Annotated in this window: 3 protein-coding genes; 2 read left to right on the forward strand and 1 reads right to left on the reverse strand. The window is 69.9% G+C overall.

Annotated features, from left to right (window positions below; all coding sequences use genetic code 11):
* A partial coding sequence (locus tag MVA01S_RS29155; protein ID WP_169801786.1) for a 3'-5' exonuclease occupies positions 1–1,811 on the forward strand: 1,811 nt, incomplete at its 5' end.
* Here the strand turns inward: MVA01S_RS29155 and MVA01S_RS29160 are convergent.
* A complete protein-coding gene (locus tag MVA01S_RS29160) occupies positions 1,796–2,200 on the reverse strand; it encodes a DoxX family protein (protein ID WP_003929195.1) in 405 nt (134 codons plus the stop codon). The genes MVA01S_RS29155 and MVA01S_RS29160 overlap by 16 nt on opposite strands.
* 46 nt (positions 2,201–2,246) lie before the next feature.
* Between MVA01S_RS29160 and MVA01S_RS29165 the strand changes: the two genes are divergently transcribed.
* Positions 2,247–3,326: a potassium channel family protein gene (locus MVA01S_RS29165; RefSeq protein WP_040540351.1), complete on the forward strand. Its 1,080-nt coding sequence runs from the start codon at positions 2,247–2,249 to the stop codon at positions 3,324–3,326.
* The last annotated feature ends 4 nt before the right edge of the window (positions 3,327–3,330 follow it).

Genomic DNA, 3,330 nt, shown 5'->3' on the forward strand with positions numbered 1-3,330 from the left:
GGCTGGGTGCGCGCGACGTCGCGGCGCTGTGGCGACGTGCGGCCAGCCTGGTCGACGGCGGCGCCTCCTCAGCGGATGCCGACACGGCGACCGCGCAGATCGTCGCCGCGCTCGGGCCCGACGCCGACGCGGCGTGCCTGGCCGACGCGATCTGCGATCCCGGCCCGGCCACGGCGTACTCGGAGCCGGGGCACGCCAGGATCGTCGCGCTGGGGCGTGAGTTGACCGCGCTGCGGGCCCACCTGGACAGCCCGCTGCCGGAGCTGCTGGCGGAGGTGCGGCGTCTGCTCGGCATCGACACCGAAGTGCGGGCCGCGCAGCCGGTCTCGGCGGGATGGTCGGGCACCGAACACCTCGACGCGTTCGCCGACGTGGTGACCGATTTCGCGTCGCGGGGCGCGACCACGGTGTCGGCGTTGCTGGCCTACCTCGACATCGCCGAGCAGGTCGAGAACGGCCTGGCGCCGGCCGAGGTCACGGTGTCCGCCGAGCGCGTGCAGATCCTGACCGTGCACGCGGCCAAGGGCCTGGAATGGCAGATCGTGGCGGTGCCGCACCTGTCCGGTCGGATCTTCCCGTCCACCGCCTCCCCGCGCACCTGGCTCACCGACGCCGCCGACCTGCCGCCCCTGCTGCGCGGTGACTGCGCGGCGGTGTCCGAGCACGGCGTGCCGGTGCTCGACACCTCCGACGTCAGCGATCGGAAAGGGTTGTCGGACAAGATCTACGATCACAAGCGCAGCCTGGACCAGCGACGCACCGACGAAGAACGCCGTCTGCTGTACGTGGCGATCACCCGCGCCGAGGACACGCTCCTGGTGTCCGGCCACCACTGGGGTGCCACCGAGTCCAAGCCGCGCGGCCCGTCGCAGTTCCTGAATGAGCTCAAGGACGTCATCGACGCGTCCGCGGCCGACGGAACGCCGTGCGGCATCGTCGACGTGTGGACCGAGGCCCCCGCCGACGGGGAGTCCAATCCGTTGCGGGACCGGGTCGTCGAGGCCGTGTGGCCGGCGGATCCGTTGGCCGGCAGGCGCACGCACACCGACCGCGGCGCCGATCTGGTCGCCACGGCGATGGCGGCCGCGCCGCAACCCGACCAGATCCCCGACGTCCACGGCTGGGCTGCCGATGTCGACGCGCTGCTGGCCGAACGCGAACTGGCTGCCCGCCGACCGGCACCGCGCCTGCCGCAGCAGCTGTCGGTCAGCGCGATGGTCGAACTCGGGCGTGACCCCGAAGCGGTCGCCGCGCGGCTGCAACGCCGGCTGCCTCGGCGGCCCGACGCGCAGGCGTTGCTGGGTACCGCTTTCCACGAATGGGTGCAGCGCTACTTCCAGGCCGAGAAGCTGTTCGATCTCGACGACCTGCCCGGGGCGGCCGACGCGGACCGTGATGACCGCGGCGAGCTCGAGGAACTACAGAACTCGTTCGCGGTGTCGCCGTGGGCGGCCCGTACCCCGGTCGACGTCGAGGTGCCTTTCGACATGATGCTCGCCGGGCGGGTGGTGCGCGGTCGCATCGACGCGGTGTTCGCCGACGACGACGGCGGGGTCACGGTGCTGGACTGGAAGACCGGCGAGCCACCCGCGACCGAAGAAGAGCTGCGGCACAACGCTGTTCAGCTCGCCGTGTACCGACTGGCGTGGGCGCGACTGCACGGATGTCCGGTGTCTTCGGTGCGTGCGGCGTTCCACTACGTGCGGTCCGGGCGCACGGTGATGCCGGAAGACCTGCCCGACGAGGAGGCGCTGACCGCGCTACTGACCGAGCCGTCCGAGGAGCAGGAGGTGGCTCAGCTGTCGCGGTAGACCTTCCACGCCTGCCTGATCATCGGGATCTGCAACGGGAGGCGGGCAATCGCCCCGACCCGCATCGGGAGCGTCTTGGCCGGATCGTTGAACCACAGCCGGACCATGTTCACGTTGCCCGGGAACACCCCGACGAACAGCGCGATCGCCGACAGCGCGCCGGCCCTGCGGGTCCTGGGTGCCAGCAGCAGGGCGCCGACGCCGATCTCGGCGACGCCGGAGGCATAGGTGTAGAAGCGCTGGGTGCCCGGAAGTTCCTCGGGCACGATGGAGTCGAACGGTTTCGGTGCGGCGAAGTGCAGGATGCCCATACCGATCAGCCAGGTACCCATCCGGGCGCCGCGTGATGACTTGGTGATCTGCTGCAGTGCCGTGGAGGACGTGGCCATGATTACATTGTGCTGGTGCGGCTGCCTCACCCCTTGACCGGCCCTCGTGGCTGAAGGACGTCTGCGCCGGCGGGTGCGCCGGTTCGATCAGTCGCTGGCCGACATGCCGGTCCACGCGCTCACCGATCGGGTGCAGATCCCGACCGAGACGGTCAGCCCGGCCCGGCGGATCACCGTGCGGGTCATCTACGCGACGGCCGCGTTGTTCGCCGCGGTGCTGATCGTCTACCTCGACCGCGACGGATACCGAGACGTCCAGGACAACCAGCTGTCGTTCCTGGACTGCCTCTACTACGCGACGGTGTCACTGTCGACCACGGGCTACGGCGACATCACCCCGGTGACCCCGGAGGCGCGTCTGATCAACGTGCTGATCATCACGCCGCTGCGGGTCGCGTTCCTGATCGTGCTGATCGGCACCACCGTCGAGACCCTCACCACGCAATCGCGTCAGGTCTACCAAATCCAGCGTTGGAGGAGAAGGTTGCGTAACCACATCATCATCGTCGGCTACGGCACCAAGGGCCGCACCGCTGCCGCGGCGATGGTCGGCGACGAGATCGCTCCCGGCGACATCGTGGTCGTCGACGAGGACGCCGCGGCACTGGAGCGCGCCAAGAGCGCGGGGCTGGTCACCATCCGTGGCAGCGCCACCGATTCCGAAGTGCTGCGTCTGGCCGGCGCCCAGCACGCCAAGACCATCATCGTCGCCGCCAACCGTGACGACACCGCGGTGCTGGTGACGCTCACCGCCCGCGAGCTCGCCCCGAAGGCCAAGATCATCGCTGCGGTCCGGGAGACCGACAACGAACATCTGCTCAAGCAGTCCGGCGCGGACTCCACCGTGGTGACCTCGGAGACCGCGGGCCGTCTGCTCGGCATCGCCGTGCAGACCCCCAGCGTGGTCGAGATGATGGAGGACCTGCTCACCCCGGACCGCGGGTTCGCCATCGCCGAACGTGAGGTCAGCCCGAAAGAGGTCGGCGGCTCACCGCGCCACGGCACGGACATCGTGCTCGGCGTGGTACGCGACAACAAGCTGATCCGCGTCGACGATCCAAAGGTCGACGCACTGGAGTTGGGGGATCGGCTGTTGTACATCCGCCCGGCGGACGAGGACCGATGAGCGC

It is taken from the genome of Mycolicibacterium vaccae NBRC 14118 = CIP 105934 (assembly GCF_001552715.1).
GTDB classification, from domain to species: domain Bacteria; phylum Actinomycetota; class Actinomycetes; order Mycobacteriales; family Mycobacteriaceae; genus Mycobacterium; species Mycobacterium vaccae.